We start from the raw sequence: 20,280 nt of genomic DNA, 5'->3' as shown, positions 1-20,280 counted from the left end.
CTCCAAGAAATCTATTGGATATTTATTTTATTCGTTTAATATTAACTGATTTTTGATTAACAAAAAATGACTGTTTTATTAATTCCGGATGAGGATTATCGCTGCATCATCTGTATTTTCCACCCTTGTTGGGCTGAGTGATGCCAGTCGTATTATGCATATCTACCTGGCCGGCCAGATACCAGCCGTCGTTATCAATAAGGTTGTTATAATGCAAAAAGCTCGAACACCCTGTCCCAACCACTCAGAAGAAGGTGTTTTCAGAATTACGCTTTATCACCAGGGCGTACTCACGCCTACTGACCACCCGAACGACCCGGCAGATGCCAAGCCCCCTACCGGCCACAGTGCATCAAAACGAAGCGTAACAAGATCACTGATGAAGGACGGGATTCTGGACAGCGCGAAGCCGGCTTCCATGTAGGGGGTGGGTGTTGCCTGCCATACCGACAGTACTTCAGGCAGGGTGTTTTTTGCGATGCCGGCTCCGAACTGCACAATTAGGTCTGTGCCTCTCCCACCTGCAAATACCGGCAAGCCTATGGCTCTCCACCATACGTCAGAAAAGTTATGTTCGGCATGAAGAACAATTGCAGACGTGCCGCCATACCGATCTGTGGGAACAGTAGCCAGGTCTGTTGTTGATCCAAAGGCAGGGTAGCGCCGAAGAAGGCTTCCCCGGTACTGTACCGGTACCCAGTCCGTCAGTGTAGTTGTTGCCGAGACGTCGATATCCAAACGCATTGGCTGGTAGCCGGTTTCTATGGTTTCAAGCCGGTATCCCACTGTTGCTCCCAGCGTGGCAAACCGCCTGTCAGTCGTAACCTCCAGACCCGCAACGGCCTGTATCGTAGCCTTTAGGGGTGGCTCCGAGCCAAGAAGTGCCGTCAGCCCGGTTTTGATATTCCACGACACGGCAGCACGAACAACCTGATAATTACCAACATCAGGTGCTACAATGGGATGGGGTACATTGGTCAGAACACTATCGGCCCGGTGCCGTGACCATTCAAATGACAGAGCCGACGTAAATGCACCAGACTGAAGCCCCACACCTGCGTCCCATCCTTCACGCCGGTAGTAATCGTGATACTCCATAAACAGGATATGGTTCAGGTTAAATACCTCCTCACCACCTAATATCATACGCCGTGGCTGGACAGTCTGTACATCCGAAAACAGATGTCCTGTTAGTTTAAGATTTGTAGATGTTCCCTCAAGCAGCTGTACGCTAACACCAAGGTTTGCAATCCGGGAACTGTTACTGCCCCACAGAATCAGCGGAGTAACGGCGGCCGGTCCCACACCGATCTCTGCCTCCAGTCCAAACGCCCATCGCGTAATGGTGGTACGTGTAATCTGTGGGAGCAATGCCAGTGAAAACAGCCCCGACCGTGCCACCTGCACACGGACGGCTGTGTCGGACGATGCAGGGGTTGCGGCCGCCACACTATCTGCTACACGATACACTTCTCTTTCGGCATCGCTCATTTCGGAGAATGAGTGCGTTTCCCAGTATTCTGACTTTGATGTGTCGGCATCCTTATCAACCGTTACCACTTTATGAGCATCCACCATTCGGACCTGCACCGAGCCGCTCTTCATTTCAGGTTCAGCGGCAGACGTTGCAGCCGGTTGCAGCAAACTGTCTGCAATTGTGTGGTTTACCTGCACCTCGGTCACGTATGTTTCTGCTGATGCGCCAAGGCTTACGGAGGCAATCCCGGCCAATAGCTGTACGTGAACATCACCGCTCATTTGCTGATACATGGGCACCCAGATACTATCGCTGATCGGTTCGTACTGCTGCTTTATCTTCAGACCGGTCACAAACGGTATGGCGGTACTTTCCGTTATGGCAAAGTCAGCCGATATTGCCTGGTAGGTACCGTCCACGATACTCAGGGTACCGGCAAAACCCGGAAACAAGTGCGATTGCGGTTCAAACTCCAAATCATATACAAGTTTATCTCCAAGCATTCGCTTACCTGCGATGCGGTACGTATATGTGTTGAGTGCGTTGGATGAAAGGGGCGATACCAGACGTGTATTCAACAAGTTTACTTCCGGCCGAGTTAAATTAAAAAACTCATCGAACACCGCAAGATTATTGGCCGAAGGGATATTTCGGGTTTGTCTGCGCTGAACAATATGTACCCGTTTCGTGCGGGTGGGGTTCCGACGGTAGTACACCTTCGAGAATGTTTCCATAATGCTTTCCGCAGCCGTGGCAGAGCTCCCCAGAATCGGAGCATCCATATTCACATAAAGCTTGGAATATGTTGTGCTCTCCATAGTTCTTAGCCGCTCGTCATTCGTAACAGCATGTGCGATAGCCCGTTTAATAATCTCGTCGGCCTGAATATTACCAACCACTTCCACGGTTTTCTTTCGTACGTCGGAGGGCTGAAGCCGGATAACAATATCAGCACTCGTATTAGCCGGCAGAGTTGTTGCGGCATATCCGATACTACGCACTTCCAGCATTTTCATCTCAGCCTGAAGCGGAAGTTTAAATGTTCCCCGGGAATTGGTATATGTGCCTCGTGTTGTACCTGCAGCGCGCACCAATGCACCACCAATGGGTTCACCTGTTTCTGCGCTGACCACGCTTCCACGCTGAACACTCTGTGCATGCACGATAACCGGTAATACAATTACCGCAACCAAGAGTACCACAGCGTTGCGTACAGTACTCATCATCCCCTGCCGCGATCTGGTGTTTCCTGAACGATCCGCCACCCCAAAGCCCCTTGCAATTCATAGCGCTTAGAAATACCAATCAGCATTGCACTCATTCGCTCAAGTGTCCTGCTCATACTTAAACCACCAACGTACCAGGCACGGAAACCAATGCTGTTAATGATACGCTCAACAATGCGTGCGGCTTCGGGATGATCAGTGGCAATAAACGTATCAAAGAGCGGTTTGCCGTTTTGCTGAACATCAAATGCTGCTGCTGATAGTGTATTAAATGCCTTTACGGTTATACTCTGTGGCAGGAGGCTGGCTAAACCCTCGGCAGCACTTTCATCATGTGTGGTTACCACATCATCAAGTGTATCGGACAACGGATTTGTAATACTCACAACAATTTTCTTGTCGGCGTAATCGGCAAGGACCCCCGCAATATGTCGTTCTGCAGGGTATGGGACTGCCAGCAGGATAATGTCCGATGCTTTAACGGCCGCCTGCAACGACTCATGAACGTGCAGAGTGGTACCGTGATATTTGGGGTCGTGTACAGTACCCGGATTTGCATCGAAAGCGTGTACCTGGAATCCTGCGTTCAGCATTCGTGTAAGAAGAGCAGAACCCATGGTGCCGGATGCCCCCACAATGCCAATGTGCATCGTACTAATGTCCATTCTGTTTCCAGTATTTAATGATAATCAACATTTGCGGTGTGCATGTTATTCGTGCAACCCTATGTCTGCGACAACGGCGCTGCCGGCCTGGAGAAATAATCGGCAATCTTGGGCGCTTTATTCACCAAGACCGGCGTTACAACCAGTGTGGTTATAATACACACCAGAACATTCTGGTACACCTCATCCGATAGGATACCTTGTATTCTGCCAGTGGTGGCCACAAGGAAGGAGAATTCGCCAATCTCGGCAAGAATCACGCCTGAAATAATAGCCGTACGCTTTGGCGTTCCGAGTGCTCTAAGCAGCAGGGCAACCACCACTGCGTTAGCAACAATAACACCCAGAGCAGCCAGTAAGTTAACATGCAGCCAGTTCCAGTTAATGTGCAGCAGCATCCCTACCGACATGAAGAAGACACTTGTAAAGGCATCCCGGAAAGGTGCCATAACGCGCTCGATGTATTTCGACTCTTCGGTTTCGGCAATTGTGGCGCCGGCAAGGAAGGCGCCAAGTGCCAGTGACATCCCAAGTGACTGGGTGATAAAGGCAGCACCGAAGCACAAACCCAGTGCTCCCAACACCAGCACTTCGGCAGAATCTGTGCGCACCACATATTTTACCAGTTTGGGCATTAACACACGCATCAGGAGTGCCAAACCCGCTACGATGCCTACCAGAATTCCAATGCGAAGGAGGACTGCAAAGAAGGTGACGTTGCTGCCGGGTGCCAGAAGGCTTACCACAATCATCATTGGTACAATGATGATATCCTGAAAAACAAGAAGACCAACAACTGCCTTGCCGTGCTGTGTAAACAGTTCTCCCTTATCGTTCAGTAGTTTCATGCAGAACGCTGTACTGCTGAGTGAAAATGCCATGCCTATAACGATTACAGATTCAAGAGTCAGTCCGTAACCTGTCAGTACCGATAACCCAAAAGCGCCGCCCGCAATAATCGCCGTACACACCACAACCTGCAGAGTGCCGCCAACGATAACCAGCTTACGCCGTTCAATTAAATCATCAAGTGAAAATTCCAGGCCAATTGTAAACAGCAGAAGAGTAATTCCAAGCTCGGCCAGGCCATTAATAAGGGTGTCCTGACCCATCATACCCAGGCCCATGGGGCCAAGCAGAACACCTGACGCAATCAATCCGATAATGGGCGGAAGGTTGATCTTCCGGAACAGCAGGATCACACCAACAGCGGTAATACACAGAATTACCAGTTCATCAATAAAGTCAACATGAGGCACGGCTACCTTCCTCCGAAGATTGCCGATCCTACCCGTATCAGGGTAGAGCCTTCGGCAACTGCCCACTCCAGGTCAGCCGACATCCCCATGCTAAGTTCAAGTGCCGTTTCAGGTATCAGCTTTCGTTCAATGGCAGAGTCGCGAATCTGTCGTAACTGGGCAAATCCTTTGCGTACAGTCTTCTCACTGGTAGATAGTGCTCCTACCGTCATAAACCCCCGAACATGGAGCCTTTTTGCTGATGCAATACGCGTAAGCAATGCATCAACCTCAGCAGGCGAACAGCCGTGCTTACTTACTTCGCCACTGGTGTTCACTTCAACCATAACATCCAGATGCCGGTTCAGCTGAACACAGGCCTTTTCCAGTTCGTCCACCAGCGAAGCCCTGTCCACACTCTGAACACAATTCACAATCTGAACACAGTCCATCACCTTATTGGTCTGCAGATGACCAATAAAGTGCCACACAACATCAACATTTTTCAGCTGAGCAGCTTTTTCTTTAAGTTCCTGAACCTTGTTCTCACCGCACAGGTGTAATCCGGCTCCAACAGCCTCACTAATTTGTTCCGGGGTTTGATCCTTTGTAGCAAGCAGGATTCGCATTTCTCCAATATCCCGGTTATTCTGCTCACAGGCAATGTGAAGCCGTTGCATCAGAATTTTAATGTTTGTTTGAATATTCATAGCAGCGAAGATAATTCTGTTTGTTTACTCGGCATTCAAGAATATTTTCGTTTATGAAAAAAATTTTCCTCCGTTTCCTTGATGTCGTCGAGCGGTTAGGCAACCGTCTTCCGGACCCCACAACACTCTTCCTTATCGCAGCGGCGGTTGTCGTGCTTGCTTCCTGGATCCTGTCGGCGGCAAACACCACAGTTGTACACCCGGGCACAAAGGAAACCATTAGTGTTGTAAACCTTCTGTCTGCCGATGGATTGCGACGCATGGTCACCGACGCGGTCAAAAACTTTACTGATTTCCCTCCGCTGGGACTTGTACTCGTTACAATGATAGGAATTTCTGTTGCAGAACGGAGTGGTTTAATCACGGCAGCGCTTCGTGTTACCGTGCTTTCGGTGCCCCGGTGGCTTGTTACGTCGGCTGTTGTTTTTGCAGGTGTTAATTCATCGTTGGCTGCCGATGCCGGTTATATTGTGCTGATACCACTTGGTGCAGCGATTTTTCATGCGGTGGGGCGGCATCCTCTTGCAGGATTATCGGCGGCGTTTGCGGGAGTGGCCGGAGGCTTTAGCGCGAATCTTTCAATAACGTCACTCGATCCGTTGCTGGCTGGGATCACCGATACCGGTGCCCGATTAATTGATCCTTCGTTCGCGATGAATGTTGCCGGTAATTGGTATTTCATGATTGTTTCTACCTTTCTCCTTACCGCCATCGGTTCAGTGGTGTGCGAGAAAATTGTAGAGCCAAGACTTGGTGAATGGAAAAGCACGGTACTCACCGGACCCGACGAAATGCAGCGGCACATCAGCCACACCGAGAAGAGAGCACTGCTGTTGTCACTTCTGTCATTCATCATCGGAATTGGTGTGGTTGCACTTGTGAGTGTGCCCGATGGTGCTCTCCTTCGCGATGCTGCAGGTACGCTTAAGCCCCTTGAAAAAAGTATTGTACCAATACTGATGCTGCTGTTCCTGGTAAGTGGTATTGTTTATGCAGTTGCAACGAAGACGGCACGGTCCGATAAGGATATTGCTACCATGGCATCCGATGGGTTAGGTACTCTGGGAAGTTATATCGTGCTCAGCTTTGTAATGGCGCAGTTCATCAGCTACTTCGCATGGTCTAATATGGGCGTGGTTGTAGCAGTGCGTGGTGCCGAGTTCCTGCAGGGGCTGCACCTTGACGGTCCTATACTGATGGCAGCATTTGTGATCGTTGCGGCTGTCATTAACCTGCTTATCGCCAGTGCATCGGCAAAATGGGCTGTCATGGCCCCCGTTTTTGTACCGATGTTTATGTTACTTGGTATTCATCCCGCAGCTACACAGTTGGCATTCAGAATCGGTGATTCGTCAACCAACATGATTGCCCCACTGCTGAGTTATATCCCGCTGATTCTGGTTGCTATGCAGCGTTATACAAAGTCAGCATCGCTGGGCACAATGCTAAGCCTGATGATACCGTATTCAATTTCGTTTATTATCGTGTGGACGTTGTTCATGCTGGCCTGGATTTATCTTGGGATTCCCCTTGGTCCCGATACACAGGTAGCTATTCCGATCCCGTAAGACGATGGGAAGGGGCTTTGACTAACGTAAACCGCCACTATCGCACATGCTGTTTCGTACCGTGGTTTCGTCGTCCCGGCAGCAATGCTAGCGCAGAGGTAATGAGCGATTTGCGGATAACTCCAACGGCAGCCAGTACCAGTATAAACACGGGCACTGCTGCTACGCGAGCAATAATGCCGGTTATCGAAGCTAACTCGGGTATCACCGCAAGCCCGTACACAACACCGGTTGTCAGAAGCGTAATGACCAGCTTCTTATAATCGTACTGTACGGGATACACACGACGCGCATACACCGATAGAACGATGACTGAGGCTGCATAGGCAATGACCTTGGCCCAGGCAGCCCCCATGATGTCCATTTGAGGGACCAGGACAAGCATTGCAACCACGTTTACAATTGCAGCCACACCCGTTGAAATTGGGAGCCACCATGTCCGCATCGTGATATGTAGGCCTGCCGCCAAATTGATGTACACGCCATTAAAGTAGTATGCCAGCATCACAACCGGAATAATAACCAAGCCCTTCCAATACAACGGGTTAATAAACTTCCCGCCAACAAATGGGAGCTGTACCGCGTACGGCATAAACAGAGCTGTTACCAGGAATATCAAGCCGCAGACGGCGGTAAATAGTGTTAATATTCTCGACAACAGAAGTCGAACATCATCATCAGCGCGGTGCTGTAGATAGAATGGCTTAAAGGCGTATTCAAATACGGTAACAAACATCATTACCGGTAACGCCAGCCGGAAGTTGGTTTGATACAAACCCAAGGTTGCACTCGAGGTAAGCATCAGCATTACCGTACGGTCTGCTACCATAACAACAATCGACGAGAAGCTGGCAGGTACTGTGGGCAATCCAAAACGCAGCATTCCTTTGATTATGCCCCAAACCGGCTCAGCGGCTTTCAGAGAAACCAACGGAACAAACACCAGGAATACCAGAACATTTGTGATAACGCTTGCCCACAGAACACCCTCGATATGCATATCCAACCAAATCAGAAAGTATGCATTGAGCGCAACATTGATTACGATGCCAAGCAGACGCATCAGGGCAAACTGCCCGGGCTGGCGCATCATTCGTAACCGGGCATACGGTATTAAAACAAGTGCATCAAGAAGCGGAATGAATGCGGCTATCTGCACCAGCCGGCTACCACCCTTGCCTAACTGCAGAAACGGTGATGCGGAAACTGACTCTGCTGTAACTATTGTTACTATGGTAATGAGCGTGCCAACAAGTGCCACACCAAGGAATGCTGCACGAAAAGCACTCTGCGACCGCTGCTCATTATCCTGCTCAAAAAAGCGCATGTAGGCAGGCTCCAGTCCCAGCGAGTACACAACCGCAATAAAGGCTATGGCAGCATAGATTGCCGTTACGTCGCCAATTTCCGAAGCTGTAAGGTAGTTGGTGTACAGGGGAGTTAGCAGGAACGTCAGAAAACGCCCTGCAACGGTAGAAACACCGTAAACAAGTGTGTCAGAGGCTAATGACCGTAACTTGCTGCTCATGAATATTCTGTTGGCAGCACTCTCACTGATACATAGTTTTGCTCATTCCTACAAAAGTACAGAGGCTCTTTCATGCAACGGTTGTTTCGGCTGATTTCCGGCTTTTTATTTACTGCCTTCCTGATTCCCGGACTGGTTTGGTCGCAAACTGCTTCCACACCCCAGGCGCAAAGGCTGCTTGAATCAGTTAAATATCTGGCATCAGAGGAATGCCAGGGCCGGTCGCCGGGAACGCCTGGAATTGAACGCGCTGCGGATTACATAGCCACACAGTTTACCACAATGGGTTTGGTACCTGCAGGCAAGGCCACGTCATTCAACAATTCGTTTACCATGGTTACCAGGGCAGAACTTGGAAAGAATAACTCCGTAGTATTTTCAGTTAAGCGCGAACGTCCCGGCGTGCCAATTGAAAAGGTTCCCGCACTCAGCATACAGTGGCAGCTTGGACAGGATTACCAGCCGTACAGCTTTACCAGAAGTACGTCAGTCACCGGCAAGGTTGTGTTTGTGGGGTATGGCATATCCACACCCGGACAGGGTTACGATGATTATAAAGGTGTTGATGTCAAGGGTGCAGTCGTTATTGCCCTTAGGGGGCTTCCGGCATGGGCAGAAAAAAACCATGGGTTTTACACACTGGCATCAATCCGGTCAAAAGTTACTACAGCCCGTGACAAAGGCGCAGCTGCCATTATTCTGGTTAATAGTCGGGGCGATTCCGCCGATGTCTTGTCAAAGTTTGGTACCGACTCGTTTGGCAAGGAGTCGGGAATTGTTGCACTGCAGGTTCGCAGAACACAGTGTGCAGGGATTTTCCCGCATAGCGTACCAACCTTGTTTAACTCCGAGCAAACAATTGATAAAAAGCGGAAGCCTCAGTCCTACTTGCTCCCCAATACTACCGTGACGATTACAACCGATGTTGAATTCAAGGAAAGTACCACACGGAATATTGTTGGTATGGTTCGGGGGACAGACCCCTCACTTTCAGGTGAGTACATCGTGATTGGAGCACATTACGACCATCTGGGATTTGGCGACGAGGGCTCTCTGGCGGCTAGCAAGGAGCCGGCAATTCATCACGGCGCCGACGACAATGCAAGCGGAACTGCCGGAATGCTCGAGCTTGCCAGGCGCTTTTCAGAGTCACCTGCTAAGCGAAGCGTGGTGTTCATGGCATTCTCAGGAGAGGAAAAAGGTCTGCTTGGATCTAAACATTGGGTTCAAAGCCCTACACTGCCACTGAAGAGCCTGGTTACAATGATCAACATGGATATGATTGGGCATCTTACGAACAACAAGCTGAACATCCATGGTACGGGTACCAGCACAACGTGGCCAGAACTAATTGAACGTACCAACAAGGATTTCAACTTTACAATTAGCACTACCACCGATGGATTTGGCCCAAGTGACCACAGTTCGTTCACACCGCTGAAAGTTCCTGTTTTATTCTTCTTTACCGGCCTGCATTCTGATTATCACCGACCCACCGACACATGGGAGAAACTCAACTACGATGGCGAGGCACGCATACTGGACTTTATCGAGACTGTTGTGCGGTCTGTTGCCGACACTACCGAACGGCCCCTTTTTACCGAGGGTGCCGAAAAGCCATCAGCAAACCATACCTCCACCGGCTTTAAAGTCGTGTTTGGAGTAATCCCCGACTACTCGGATAACCCGGCGGGACTGCTTATCTCGGGCGTCCGCGATGGCGCACCGGCTGCAAAAGCCGGTTTACAGGCAAACGACATTATCACGCAATTTGGGTCAACAGCCGTTAAAAATATTTATGACTTGACAGCAGCCATGGGTGATAAAAATCCTGGTGACGTTGTAAAGGTAACCGTTATCCGAAACGGTACCAGCATGGAATTCAGTGTCACCCTTGCCGCACCCGCACGGTAACGGTATTGTGGAGTCTATTCCTGCTGAGAATCCATACAGCTTAATGCGTATGCCATAACGGCCACTGCATAGGTACACTTGTTTAGTTCCTGCGGGTCCAGCTTATCAGGCGTATCAGCTTCCGTATGATGGTACCAGAAGTACTTTGTAGTATCCACCGTCAGCTCCAAAACAGGAACGCCCTTTTCGGCAAGTGGCGATGTATCGGCACCGCCGCCACCCTCGGCCCAGGTAGTGGCTCCAACGGGTTTCAGTAAACCCAGAATTTCCAGAATGTTTGTTCTCATATAGGTGGGAACTGAACCGCTAAAGCCTGTAGGATTAAACGTGCCTCCATCAATTTCCATGGCGGCAAAATGTTTTTCGTGACGTGTGTGTTCTGCGTATGCACGTGCCCCGCGTAACCCATTCTCCTCGTTCGTCCAGAAGCATACGCGTAGTGTTCGCCGTGGCTTTAAACCTGCACGCCGAATAGCATGTAAGGCTCTCCAGGCAACAAAACACCCCGAAGCATCATCCATTGCGCCGGTACCCAGATCCCAGGAATCGATATGTCCGCCCATGACAACCACTTCGTTTGCAAGGTCGGTACCCGGAATTTCAAAAACAATATTGCCCGACACAGCATCGGGAAGCTCTCGGGCTTCCATATACAGTTCAACAACTGGAACTTGCTCAGCATCCTGCAGCCTCTGGAGCAACAAGGCATCTTCGATGGTGATTGCAGCGCACGGTATTTTTGGGAAGGTATCGTCATACTCCATCATGCCGGTATGCGGTGTCTGCATTCCAAACGGTCCTACTGACCGTACCAGTGAGGCAACGGCACCCACAGCGGCCGCCTTACTGGCTCCGGAATAACGGTATTCTACCGTTGCACCGTAGGTTGAAAACGGTACATTCCATACCACGATCTTCCCCTTTGCACGGTGTGCTTTCTGCTCCAGATCCGCAAAGCTCGAAACAACCAGTACCGGTGCTCTGAGCGGTTTTCCGCCAGTACTCACACTGCCTCCCAGACCAGCCATCGGCATCGCGTGTGCCGGGCCCCCTTCCACCAACTTGCACCATTCCGTACCCCGGACCCACACGGGAACATGCACATTCTGCCTGTTTACCCGCCATCCATCGGCACGGAGCCGCTTAAGCAGCCAGTTGATCCCATCCTCGAGTGCCTGAGAGCCGCTAAGACGGCGCGGGAATTTGTCAACAAACCCGGCAACTTCGTTCCACAATGTATCGCCATCAGCAAGCGTGGAGGCAAGCACACCGGCAGCGTGTGGCAGTGTAGGTGAAGCGCCATGTAGTGGACTGCCCAAAGCCATGGTTGCAAAAACAGACAATGTTAGCGTCAGTATTCGGATGTATTGCATAAGCTGTTCAGATAGTAATTGGTAAAGATTAGGCATCGTGGCTAATCACGGTGTTTCTATTTTTGTCCGAACCATCGGCGTACAACATTATGAATTTAAGCATCACCGCACTTGAACCCGGCAATACCCTACCGTTTATCAAGTGCCAGTGGTCGTTCTATAAAAACGATCCGAATTGGGTGGCACCGTTAGTTTCTGAACGGAAGAAACTTCTAAGTATCACCAAAAATCCCGTATACGCTCACACCCAAATTCAACTGTTTGTTGCTGAACGCAATGGTACAATCGTTGGACGCATTGCTGCGATAAGAAACGGGAATCATCTGGCTACACACAATGATGATGTAGGTTTCTTTGGCTTTTTTGAATGTATCAATGACCAGGACGTTGCGAATGCCTTGTTTAAGGCGGCAGAGCAATGGCTGAAAGATCGTGGCTTACAACACGTGCGGGGTCCGGTAAATCCAACGCAAAATGATGAATGCGGATTGTTGGTGGAGGGGGCTGAGGGTCCGCCTGTAATTCTTATGACCTACAACCCACCATATTATGCCGATTTAATACAGAGAGCGGGCTACAGTAAGATTAAGGACTTACACGCATACTGGGTAAGCACTCAAACATATCGATCTGACAAGCTCTCCGGCCTGATGAAGTCGCTTATTGAACGCAGACACATCACGTTCCGTAATGTTAACTTTAAAGACAAAGCACAGTTTAAAAAGGATGTTGAACAAATAAAGTCAATGTACAACACGGCATGGCAGCCAAACTGGGGCTTTGTAAAGATGACCGATGCGGAGTTTGATTTTCTTGCTTCGGATCTTAAACAAATTGCCGATCCTGATTTTATTTTTTTTGTAGAGATAAAGGGCGAGCCCGTTGGCTTTATTCTTGCCCTCCCTGATGTAAACCAGGCATTGATCTACAATCGGGGCGGAAGCCTGCTGGGTGCCGGCTTTCACTTACTTACCAAGAAAACGAAAATCAATCGGCTGCGCATCATCGTTCTGGGCGTTCTTCCGGAACACCAGCGCTCGGGTGCAGATGCCGCTCTCTATTACGAGGTTGGCGAACGGGCTAAACGTAAGGGTATGGTGGGAGCCGAGGCAAGTTGGATATTGGAAGACAATACCATGATGGTGCGTGGACTAACGCAAACAATGAACGCCGAGCTGTATCGGACCTACAGGCTGTATCAGAAATCACTCACTCAGGAACATTAGTTTTTTTCAACTTTCATCAGTAGTATTCCCACTATGGGTCGCGCATTTGAATTTCGCAGAGCACGCAAAGAGAAACGCTGGGCCAACATGGCCAGGACATTTACGAAATTTGGCAAAGAAATATCGGTTGCTGTAAAACAAGGTGGACCTGACCCGGAAACCAATGCCCACCTTCGCGTTGTAATCCAGAACGCAAAGGCGGCAAATATGCCAAAGGACAATATCGAAAATGCAATTAAGAAGGCATCGTCGAAGGATGCATCCGAATTACAGGAAGTTAACTTCGAGGGCTACGGTCCGCATGGTGTTGCAATATGGGTGGAAACTGCAACCGATAACAATACCCGTACGGTTGCTAACATCCGGTCGTACTTTAACCGGAATGGCGGCCAATTGGGTACGAGCGGTTCGCTGGAATTTATCTTTACGCGCAAGGGCGTTTTTACAATACCCGCCAATATTGGAAACAGGGACGAGCTTGAACTGCTCCTGATTGAAAACGGCGCCGAAGATATCAGCGAACAGGATGGCGAACTGGTTGTTACAACCGCCTTCGAAGACTTTATCGGTATGCAAAGAGCTCTGGAGCAGTCTTCAATCACAGTGTCGAATTCTGAACTGCGCCGTATTCCAAGCTCGAGCATAACCTTAACCGATGAGCAAACCGAAGAAGTAATTAAGTTGATTGAGAAGCTGGAAGAAGACGAAGATGTCCAGAATGTTTTTCACAATATGAATGAAGACTAATGTGTGCTGTTGTTGGGGTTTTTAATCATCCGAATGCATCAATTTTAACCTACTATGCACTGCATGCATTACAGCACCGCGGACAAGAGGCTAGTGGAATTGTAACCGTGTACCAGCAGGACAACAAGCCTCGTATGGGCGTCCATAAAGGTGAGGGGCTTGTTCTGGATGTGTTTGGTAACCATGATGTGTTCAAAAAAACATTGTGTGGCTCTGTTGCAATTGGTCACAACAGATACTCCACCACCGGATTAAGTACAGTTGCCAACATTCAGCCGTTTCACTTTTCATATACCGGCGGATTGTTTGCTCTTGCTCATAACGGCAATCTCACAAATACGCGTACCTTGCGTAATCAGCTGAAAGGCGATGGCGCCATATTCCAGACAACAACCGATACCGAACTGTTCATGCACCTGATTGCACGCTCCAAGCAGCCAACACAGGTAGAACAAATCCGGGAGGCCGCTCAAATTACTAAAGGTGCTTATTCGCTTGTCATGTTAGGCAATAACACAATGTATGCGGTTCGAGATCCGCACGGGTTCCGGCCTCTGTGCATTGGCAAACTTGAACACGAACAAGGGACGGCCTATATCGTTGCCAGTGAAACCTGCGCGCTGGACATTCTTAGTGCAGAGTACATCCGCGATGTGGAGCCAAACGAAATTGTAGTGTTCAACAATGATACCATTACAAACGGAACAATGCAATCCTTTGCTATTGCCGAAACAAAACCTGAACCGCGCCACTGCATCTTTGAGTACGTGTATTTCAGCCGACCCGATTCGATGATCTTTGGTCACGCAGTTGATAAGGTACGCAGAAAGCTTGGCAAAAACCTCGCAGAGGAAAGCCCCCTTGCCGGAACGGAAGACGATAAGGCCGTCGTTATCTCTGTCCCTGACTCCGGAAACACGGCTACACTGGGCTATGCCAGGGTGAATGAAAAATCGTTCCCAACGAGATACGAAATCGGCCTGATTAGATCGCACTATGTGGGGCGGACGTTTATTGCCTACGGCCAGGATCAGCGGGAGTTTAAGGTTAAAACAAAGTTTAACGTTGTGCGCGGTGTGCTGGAAGGTAACCGTGTGGCAGTAGTAGATGACAGCATCGTCCGCGGCACTACATCAAAGCTACTCGTTGGCTTGATTCGTATGGCAAAACCCCGCGAGGTTCACCTTCGCATTACATCACCGCCTGTAATGCACCCCTGCATATACGGTATGGACTTCCCCAGCCGCAACGAGCTGATTGCACATCATTATCGGACCGAGGACGAAGTTGCCAAGGTTATTGGCGTAGACTCTGTCCGGTATCTTAGCATTAACGGTCTTATGGATGCTGTCCCGCAGGATGCTGCCACGGGATACTGCACTGCTTGCTTTACCGGAAACTACCCGGTTTCACCGGATGTTGACGTTAATGAGTTCAAGCAGGTTATCGAAGAATAGCGGTATGATCAAAGCAACCAGGCACGGCTGGAAATACGTCTTTGGAGGATTTGCCTTTATAATCACCCTGGCCGCCGTTCTATCTGTTCTTTACGGGGAATGGCACAAACCAACTGCCGTACTCAATAAGAAAGCTTCGGCAGCCAGTACGTCCGTTTGTTACGCCATTGTAGTAAGCCCGGTTCACACTGATAAGCAGAACAAAATTGTATCCGGGATCATGGCTGATATTGGTGCCGACACATCTACGACCGAGTTTATTATTGGCAGTACGGTGGCCGATCCGTGGTGTGCTACCGCCGGCGAGTTTGTAACCCAGCTGCGTAGGGCTATGACGGACACTCCGGATATGATTACCGGGAAGCAAAGTTTAATTCTCTCGATGATTACCGGCTTGATAACCAAGAGCGACGTTCCTGCAAGACTTTACGTAATTGGGACACTGTCAGATGTTGGATCGCTCAGAGAAGAACGTGCGATTGTAAACAGAACACGTCAATCTGTATCCGCAATTTCGTGGCGTAATGCCTCCAGGGCGCCAGTGACCGTAGTTTCATACCTGGATACGGCATCGAATCGGATAACGCAGGAGTATTCACAGATTCTGCTAAGCGGAACCTATACCCGCCTTCAACGTGAAATTGCTGATAACTAACGTCCTGTTACTTTTGAGTAATCACAATTTCTGTACGACGGTTTAACGACCTGCCAAACTCTGTGGTATTCGTAGAAATTGGTCGTGTAAGGCCGTAACCCACTGTTTTAATTCTGTCTTGCTTTATACCCTTTCGTACCAGGTAAGCCTTTACGCTCTCGGCACGCCGTTCAGACAGGGTCATATTCAACTGAGCTGACCCAATATTATCGGTATGCCCTTCTATCTGTACCCGCATCGTGGGACGTTTTTCCATAAACTCTGCCAGTACATCTAATTCCTCGACTGATTGGCTTAATTCCGCACTATTTGTTGGGAAAAGCAAGTTTTCGATAATAAATTTTCTTCCAATCTCTACAATCGGAATTAACTGCTTAATCAGTTGCCTTTTACGCTCATCAAGAATCGATACGTTGATCGAATCCTTCATTACCTTGGCATCGGTTCTGTACGAAATTGCATACAGGTTGGTGAGCTGTGTACTGTACTGGTCAAGAATACGCGAAAACGACGTACGGATATCGTACACAGCTCCGTTGGTTTCGTCTGACATTTGTTTGTATCCTGCCAAACCCGGGACTGTGATACAAAACAAACGTACCTTACTCTTTTGCAGTTGCTCTATCACAATATCGGTATTCAAGTAGGTTCGACCGTTGCCCTTCTCTCCAAACTGATGGTAGGGTGCATCGGTGACAAGCACCAGAACCTTGCTGGCAGCAGGATTCCACCGCATCTCCATTCCTTCACGAATAGCTTCGAGAGCATTTTCTTTCTCATCGAACCCGCCACTGGCAAACACCTTGTTTAACCAGGATAGGAACTCTTTTACATCCGTGGTAGGCTGGTGTACCTCCTCAATAATATCCGAAAACAGAACAAGCCCCAGTCTGTATTCAATCCCTCTGGTACGCAACGCTTCAACAAAGTTTTCGATGTTGTTCTTAACCCCATTGATGTATGCCTGCATCGTACCCGTCACGTCAACCAGAAAAACGAAGTCAACCGGTATTCGCTCTGTTATTGTGATTTTTTCAATAGAAATCACCGGCTTCTCTACGCCATCTTCCATTACCGTGAGTGTTTTGGGGTCGATTCTTTCAAGCACTCTGCTGCTATCATCATACGCTTCCACAATTAGTTTTATTTGCGGGAATTTCGAGATGTCAACATTTTGAATAATTAGTCTGAGACCTTCCAGTGAAGACTGAATTTTCGCCTTTTCTGCTTTAAGGGCTGCCTGCTCAAGCGAGTCGTTAGTCTGACCAAGACAATACATGGGCACGGCACACATCAGCAGTACCAGACCGAAACACAAAAGGGCGCACCTACTGAACGCCCTTTCGATTTGATGCCTTGGATTTATAGACATCACAATATCTTCATTCTACTTACTAGAAGTTCAGTCGTAAAACCGGAGAAACCATAAAGAAGTTATCACGTTCCCAGGGTTGTGCATCCCTTAGCGCCGTACTGTATTTCCCTTCAACATACAGCCAGTCACCTAAAATTGGCAGGTAGGCCCGTGTAAGGAGAATTTGATTCGAGTACTGAGCAGAAACACCAAACGGGAAAGCCCCCTGATTTCGATATTCAACTTTAGCATAAATCCAGTCAAGGACTTCATCCGGATGGTACAGCGTTAACCCGGTAACACCCTGGTAGGCAAGGTAGCTCATCTGAACTGTTGTATCTCTGAACATCGCTGCTTCGCGAACGTCGTAGTACCCCAAGCCTGCGTCAATCCTAAAGAAATTCTCGGGACCCTTTTCACCAAACCAGAAGTTATAAAACAACGTGGCCTGTCCGGTGGAACGAAGCACGTATGTTGTTGATGCTGGATCTACTGGGTACGAAGGTGCTGTAATCCGGCGAGACTCAATATCGAACTGATAATATGTTGTAGGGTCTACCCCGGTAGAGTTTGTAATACCTTGTAACGGTATCTCCATGTTCAGGCCAACACCAAACTGTGGATGCAACGGCAGGTGGAAGTCAATACCGCCAACCAGTTTCCCGCCATAACCGGAATTTAGGCGACGTCCCGGAACAAAGTCAAGCAAACGCTCCTGGCCATCCATCGAACCGGTAAGCCTGTATCCAAATCCTAAACGGGCGTTAATCAAATACGGGATAGCTGTTCTTGTTTCGTAATCAGAGTTAATATAAAGCGGACGTTGCAGATAGATTCTGGATTCGCCCGATGACCAGTAGGGATAACCAACCTGATCTGTACCGGTAGATGCTTTCAACCAAAAACCACTCTTACCGATTTTCAGAACCTGATCGAATGCCGAGAGCGTAAAGGCATGCGTTACGTTTGTTGGCTCCATGTAATTGATAATCTCCTCGGCCTGAGCACTACTGGGAGGCGATGCCGGCGGAATATCCTGAAAGCAGTAAGCACGTTTGGGTTCTGCAAGACGGAATCCCAGCTTACGCATATTCTGGGCTATTTCGGCAGCCACCATCTTTTCCTGACCACATTCAATTAAGATAAGGTCATACTCGGGCTCAGCCTGGTCAGCACGTATCGGTGCAGATGTTACAACGATATTGTTTTCGTCGAGCCTGTCCTTATCGTACCCCATCAGTGCAAAGGTCTGCTTGATCTGGACTTTTAAGTCAGGCTCACATACACGCCATCTTGGGAAATACTGAAGAATTTCCGGGTCGATAGTTTTGAGTGCCTGTACAATCGTTTCGGTTGAATTCTGTGCACCGGCGTGGAAGGCACCGGTTAAAAACACGAATACTGTTGATAACGCTATTGAGAATCTCTTCATGGGTGATACCTGATTTCTCGAAGGGGGCTGTACTAAAAGTTAAAAATGAATCGTATGGCCGGCATAACAACAGCAGATGTTTCCCATGGTCTGGGATCTCTGAACACGGGTGCGAAAACCCTGGTATCAATGCGCAATGAGAAGCTGTCGGCAACCGGGATTTGCAACCATGCTGTACCAAGGACAGTCTCGTCGAAGTAACCAAGAGAGAAGCCTGCCGGTGTAGACCAGCTGGTGGTCATAAACTCAACGCGGCCTGATACGCCACCTACTGTAGTGTTCGATACATTTCTGAAGTCAGCCGAATCGGTACCTTGGTTGAACGGCGTCCATGTTTCCATACCGTAAATCGTAGCACCCAGCCGGAGTCTGAACAGGTAGTCTTTGTCAATGCTGACAGCAAACGAATACTGCATTGTTGCATGATACCGTACCAGGTAGTCTTCCCAGCGGTTCATTGTGCTGCTTAATCGCATGTGGTCGCTCTGAGTTGCATCGTCGAAAACATAGCTTAATGCAACGTTAAAAACTCCGCTGTTGTCAATAACTTTAATTGGGAAGTCAAAGGATCCATTAATGCCGAGGCCGGCATACGTCATTGTTTGAGTATTGCCAAACGTTTTTGCAAGCTCACTCCACCCGGCTGTGGGAAGAATTAGTCCAAGCTTCGATGAACCCCACAGTGCGTTTACTGCCGTACGGTTTGACCACAGTGATGGGTAATTGATATCTTCCAGACCATAGCGGAGTTCAACACCGTACAGTGGAAGATTTGCATTAGTTGGCTGAGTACTGTCAACTTCTTCCGATGCGGCATCGCCTACATGTTTGCGTTCGTATCGGCGGTATGATACACCGTCGGCAACACTAACAATTACTTCGTTGTTATTCTGATAATCCTGTGGTAAACCTTCTGATATTCTCATGTAGGTTTGAACATTGTCTTCCGGAATACCTAGTGTATTACCATACTTCTTTTGTACAAAGCGGATTCCCTCTTCACCAATACCTTGTGCCTCGGGAGTAACATTTTCATAGTTACTTTGGATTAGCTGGTTATTAAGGTAATCCAGTAGGGTGGCTGCGGCTGTTCCGCCCAGGATGTCCTTCCCCTTTAAGGCCTGACCATCCATGAGGAATTGTTTTTCCAGGTCAACATTTTGCAGTTGCGCCGGCATATAAATATCCGTTGGCGGATCCAGGTCATCCTTTAGAGCGTAGTAGCTTTCCGAATTTCGCTGGGTTAGGAGTCCAATGATCTCAAAAGGTTCGTTTTGATTGCGACGTGTGGTTAGCACATACGCCTTTTTAAACTGAGCTTTTTCCCAGGCTACCTTTTGAGTGTAATACCGTTCGTAGGCTTTGCAGCCAGGCTTGCGTAGAATGTTTTGAATTTCTTTTTCTTCCATGCCTTCGCCGCCGGTAAGAACGATACTCTCCACATCATCGCGGGACTTACATTCCTTGGCATCGTCAGTTATTTCCGGCTCACGCGGGCCAAGCAGGATGTTTAACCGGCGCATAGATTCTGCTTCGTCGGCATCGGGTACCTTGTATAAGGATATCATGCCGTATCGCCAGTTCTTAAAACGCAGAAGCAGATTTTTAATCTGGGCATTCTGCTGCGCCTGCACCGGCACCATTGCCAGAGCGAAAGCCATAAAACAGATTATTGAAGTTATAGTACGCATCATTTGCGTTGCACTCTAT

At 48.9% G+C, this 20,280-nt stretch carries 15 protein-coding genes; 6 read left to right on the top strand and 9 right to left on the bottom strand.

The genetic code is table 11. The features are described from left to right. Positions 1-276 precede the first annotated feature (276 nt). The 4 genes from HRU79_06815 to HRU79_06800 are packed head-to-tail and all read right to left on the bottom strand — an operon-like array spanning position 277 to position 5,316. Entirely contained in the window at positions 277-2,703 is a 2,427-nt protein-coding gene (locus tag HRU79_06815; protein ID QOJ26377.1) for a carboxypeptidase-like regulatory domain-containing protein, read from the bottom strand. Continuing rightward, entirely contained in the window at positions 2,700-3,368 is a 669-nt protein-coding gene (locus tag HRU79_06810; GenBank protein ID QOJ26376.1) for an NAD(P)-binding domain-containing protein, read from the bottom strand. The genes HRU79_06815 and HRU79_06810 overlap by 4 nt, the downstream gene beginning before the upstream one ends. Before the next feature lie 59 nt (positions 3,369-3,427). Further along, the gene (locus HRU79_06805; protein ID QOJ26375.1) at positions 3,428-4,627 is read right to left on the bottom strand and encodes a cation:proton antiporter; all 1,200 of its coding nucleotides are present in this window, start codon (positions 4,625-4,627) and stop codon (positions 3,428-3,430) included. Positions 4,628-4,629: 2 nt separating this feature from the next. Next, a complete protein-coding gene (locus HRU79_06800) occupies positions 4,630-5,316 on the bottom strand; it encodes a YggS family pyridoxal phosphate-dependent enzyme (GenBank protein QOJ26374.1) in 687 nt (228 codons plus the stop codon). A gap of 53 nt (positions 5,317-5,369) precedes the next feature. Here HRU79_06800 and HRU79_06795 point away from each other — a divergent pair, with 53 nt between their 5' ends. Then, complete coding sequence (locus tag HRU79_06795; protein QOJ26373.1) at positions 5,370-6,884, top strand: AbgT family transporter; 1,515 nt, start codon at positions 5,370-5,372, stop codon at positions 6,882-6,884. A 37-nt stretch (positions 6,885-6,921) separates the two neighbouring features. Here the strand turns inward: HRU79_06795 and HRU79_06790 are convergent, their stop codons facing one another. Further along, positions 6,922-8,412, bottom strand: a complete 1,491-nt coding sequence (locus tag HRU79_06790; GenBank protein ID QOJ26372.1) for a polysaccharide biosynthesis C-terminal domain-containing protein — start codon at positions 8,410-8,412, stop codon at positions 6,922-6,924. 72 nt (positions 8,413-8,484) lie between these two features. Between HRU79_06790 and HRU79_06785 the strand changes: the two genes are divergently transcribed. Continuing rightward, complete coding sequence (locus HRU79_06785) at positions 8,485-10,326, top strand: M28 family peptidase (protein ID QOJ26371.1); 1,842 nt, start codon at positions 8,485-8,487, stop codon at positions 10,324-10,326. 14 nt (positions 10,327-10,340) lie between these two features. Here the strand turns inward: HRU79_06785 and HRU79_06780 are convergent, their stop codons facing one another. Beyond that, positions 10,341-11,699: a M20/M25/M40 family metallo-hydrolase gene (locus HRU79_06780; protein QOJ26370.1), complete on the bottom strand. Its 1,359-nt coding sequence runs from the start codon at positions 11,697-11,699 to the stop codon at positions 10,341-10,343. Positions 11,700-11,788: 89 nt separating this feature from the next. Between HRU79_06780 and HRU79_06775 the strand changes: the two genes are divergently transcribed. The 4 genes from HRU79_06775 to HRU79_06760 are packed head-to-tail and all read left to right on the top strand — an operon-like array spanning position 11,789 to position 15,784. Continuing rightward, the gene (locus HRU79_06775) at positions 11,789-12,925 is read left to right on the top strand and encodes a GNAT family N-acetyltransferase (protein QOJ26369.1); all 1,137 of its coding nucleotides are present in this window, start codon (positions 11,789-11,791) and stop codon (positions 12,923-12,925) included. A 33-nt stretch (positions 12,926-12,958) separates the two neighbouring features. Further along, positions 12,959-13,672, top strand: coding sequence for a YebC/PmpR family DNA-binding transcriptional regulator (locus tag HRU79_06770; protein ID QOJ26368.1), 714 nt, complete (start codon positions 12,959-12,961; stop codon positions 13,670-13,672). Beyond that, on the top strand, positions 13,672-15,129 hold the full coding sequence (locus HRU79_06765; GenBank protein ID QOJ26367.1) for an amidophosphoribosyltransferase: 1,458 nt from the start codon (positions 13,672-13,674) through the stop codon (positions 15,127-15,129). The genes HRU79_06770 and HRU79_06765 overlap by 1 nt, the downstream gene beginning before the upstream one ends. A gap of 4 nt (positions 15,130-15,133) precedes the next feature. Continuing rightward, a complete protein-coding gene (locus tag HRU79_06760; protein QOJ26366.1) occupies positions 15,134-15,784 on the top strand; it encodes a hypothetical protein in 651 nt (216 codons plus the stop codon). Positions 15,785-15,791: 7 nt separating this feature from the next. On the opposite strand, the gene HRU79_06755 is transcribed toward HRU79_06760, so the two are convergent. The 3 genes from HRU79_06755 to HRU79_06745 all read right to left on the bottom strand — a co-directional run bounded on the left by HRU79_06755 (position 15,792) and on the right by HRU79_06745 (position 20,264). After that, the gene (locus tag HRU79_06755) at positions 15,792-17,063 is read right to left on the bottom strand and encodes an OmpA family protein (GenBank protein QOJ26365.1); all 1,272 of its coding nucleotides are present in this window, start codon (positions 17,061-17,063) and stop codon (positions 15,792-15,794) included. A 115-nt stretch (positions 17,064-17,178) separates the two neighbouring features. Next, entirely contained in the window at positions 17,179-18,570 is a 1,392-nt protein-coding gene (locus HRU79_06750) for a hypothetical protein (GenBank protein QOJ26364.1), read from the bottom strand. A 32-nt stretch (positions 18,571-18,602) separates the two neighbouring features. Beyond that, on the bottom strand, positions 18,603-20,264 hold the full coding sequence (locus HRU79_06745) for a hypothetical protein (GenBank protein QOJ26363.1): 1,662 nt from the start codon (positions 20,262-20,264) through the stop codon (positions 18,603-18,605). Between the last annotated feature and the right edge of the window lie 16 nt (positions 20,265-20,280).

It is taken from the genome of Ignavibacteria bacterium, from assembly GCA_015709655.1.
Classification (GTDB): Bacteria; Bacteroidota; Ignavibacteria; order Kapaibacteriales; family Kapaibacteriaceae; genus OLB6.
The sequence above is the reverse complement of the archived record's forward strand: the minus strand, read 5'-3'. Positions and strand labels throughout refer to the sequence as shown.

What these genes read in the sequence shown, in the direction of transcription:
- HRU79_06815 (QOJ26377.1), bottom strand. Translation starts at nt 2,703, where the DNA reads ATGATGAGTACTGTACGCAACGCTGTGGTACTCTTGGTTGCGGTAATT.
- HRU79_06810 (QOJ26376.1), bottom strand. Translation starts at nt 3,368, where the DNA reads ATGGACATTAGTACGATGCACATTGGCATTGTGGGGGCATCCGGCACC.
- HRU79_06800 (QOJ26374.1), bottom strand. Translation starts at nt 5,316, where the DNA reads ATGAATATTCAAACAAACATTAAAATTCTGATGCAACGGCTTCACATT.
- HRU79_06795 (QOJ26373.1), top strand. Translation starts at nt 5,370, where the DNA reads ATGAAAAAAATTTTCCTCCGTTTCCTTGATGTCGTCGAGCGGTTAGGC.
- HRU79_06790 (QOJ26372.1), bottom strand. Translation starts at nt 8,412, where the DNA reads ATGAGCAGCAAGTTACGGTCATTAGCCTCTGACACACTTGTTTACGGT.
- HRU79_06785 (QOJ26371.1), top strand. Translation starts at nt 8,485, where the DNA reads ATGCAACGGTTGTTTCGGCTGATTTCCGGCTTTTTATTTACTGCCTTC.
- HRU79_06780 (QOJ26370.1), bottom strand. Translation starts at nt 11,699, where the DNA reads ATGCAATACATCCGAATACTGACGCTAACATTGTCTGTTTTTGCAACC.
- HRU79_06775 (QOJ26369.1), top strand. Translation starts at nt 11,789, where the DNA reads ATGAATTTAAGCATCACCGCACTTGAACCCGGCAATACCCTACCGTTT.
- HRU79_06770 (QOJ26368.1), top strand. Translation starts at nt 12,959, where the DNA reads ATGGGTCGCGCATTTGAATTTCGCAGAGCACGCAAAGAGAAACGCTGG.
- HRU79_06765 (QOJ26367.1), top strand. Translation starts at nt 13,672, where the DNA reads ATGTGTGCTGTTGTTGGGGTTTTTAATCATCCGAATGCATCAATTTTA.
- HRU79_06760 (QOJ26366.1), top strand. Translation starts at nt 15,134, where the DNA reads ATGATCAAAGCAACCAGGCACGGCTGGAAATACGTCTTTGGAGGATTT.
- HRU79_06755 (QOJ26365.1), bottom strand. Translation starts at nt 17,063, where the DNA reads ATGTATTGTCTTGGTCAGACTAACGACTCGCTTGAGCAGGCAGCCCTT.
- HRU79_06750 (QOJ26364.1), bottom strand. Translation starts at nt 18,570, where the DNA reads ATGAAGAGATTCTCAATAGCGTTATCAACAGTATTCGTGTTTTTAACC.
- HRU79_06745 (QOJ26363.1), bottom strand. Translation starts at nt 20,264, where the DNA reads ATGATGCGTACTATAACTTCAATAATCTGTTTTATGGCTTTCGCTCTG.